General features: G+C 72.2%; 1 protein-coding gene and 1 pseudogene. One reads left to right on the forward strand and one right to left on the reverse strand.

What is annotated here, in order from left to right; genetic code table 11:
• Window positions 1–95 (forward strand): annotated as a pseudogene (locus tag ACIKT0_RS19290) (ubiquinol-cytochrome c reductase iron-sulfur subunit N-terminal domain-containing protein); the annotation flags it as partial.
• On the opposite strand, the gene ACIKT0_RS19295 reads toward ACIKT0_RS19290, so the two are convergent.
• Window positions 91–837: an imelysin family protein gene (locus ACIKT0_RS19295; protein WP_407106883.1), complete on the reverse strand. Its 747-nt coding sequence runs from the start codon at window positions 835–837 to the stop codon at window positions 91–93. The pseudogene ACIKT0_RS19290 and the gene ACIKT0_RS19295 sit on opposite strands and share 5 nt — an antisense overlap.
• Between the last annotated feature and the right edge of the window lie 35 nt (window positions 838–872).

The raw sequence follows: 872 nt of genomic DNA on the forward strand, positions 1-872 counted from the left end.
ACGACGCGCAAGATCCGAATCGTCGCGACTTCCTTTTCCTGGCGACAGGAGCTGCGGCGGGGGTCGGCGCCGCGTTTCTGGCGTGGCCCTTCATCGCGCACCCTTCGGGCGGGCCATGTCGGGCGCGCTCCCCAGCACCGGAAACAGCTTCATGTCGTTGACGCGCTGGAAGCCGCCCGCGAGGTCGGTCATCAGCCGGGCGGCCGCCTGCGCCGGGTCGGCGAAGTGCAGCGGATCGCCCTCGCCGCGCTTCAGCCGCGCCAGCGGTCCGTCCGGGGCGCGCCATCCGGAGACGATCTCTCCGGCGATCATGGCGAGGTTGCGCGATATCGCGACGCCCGCCCGGCAGCGCGCCTGCGCCGGCGCCTTGTCGGTCTCGTAGAGCAGCCGCTCGAGCGCCGGAAAGCCCTGCCCGGCGACGCTCAGGCGCTGGACCGCCTCCTCCGCGACGTCGCTGTCGGCGGCCTTCGCCTCCAGCTCGCCGAGAGCCTTCGCGACGGCGTTGCGCCGGTCCGGGCCGAAATAGATCCGGTCGGCGCGCAGTCCGACGCTCGCAGGGCCGATCGTGACGTGCTCGACCGCCGCCCAGCCGTCCGCCGCCACCTGGAAGCGCTCGCGCAGGGTCTCAAGATCGACCGAGAAGTCTCCGTCCCGGCACGCCTCTTTCCAGGCTTGCGCCTGCTCCGCGGTCGCGCGGCTGAAGGTCTCGTACCGCGGCAGGAGGTAGCTCTCGATCATCCCCGACGCGAGCGGACCAGGCGCGGTCGGCGCGGCGAGCGCAGGCGCGGCGCCGGTCAGAAGGGCGATGAGGGCGAGCCGCAGCCGCATGGCGAGCATCCTGTCCAGAGCAGAGGCCGTTCACGAAATCGACC

This window comes from Hansschlegelia beijingensis, from assembly GCF_045505405.1.
Classification (GTDB): domain Bacteria; phylum Pseudomonadota; class Alphaproteobacteria; order Rhizobiales; family Methylopilaceae; genus Methylopila; species Methylopila beijingensis_A.

Excerpts from the sequence above, each read along its gene's own strand:
- ACIKT0_RS19295 (WP_407106883.1), bottom strand. The coding sequence starts at position 837 with ATGCTCGCCATGCGGCTGCGGCTCGCCCTCATCGCCCTTCTGACCGGC.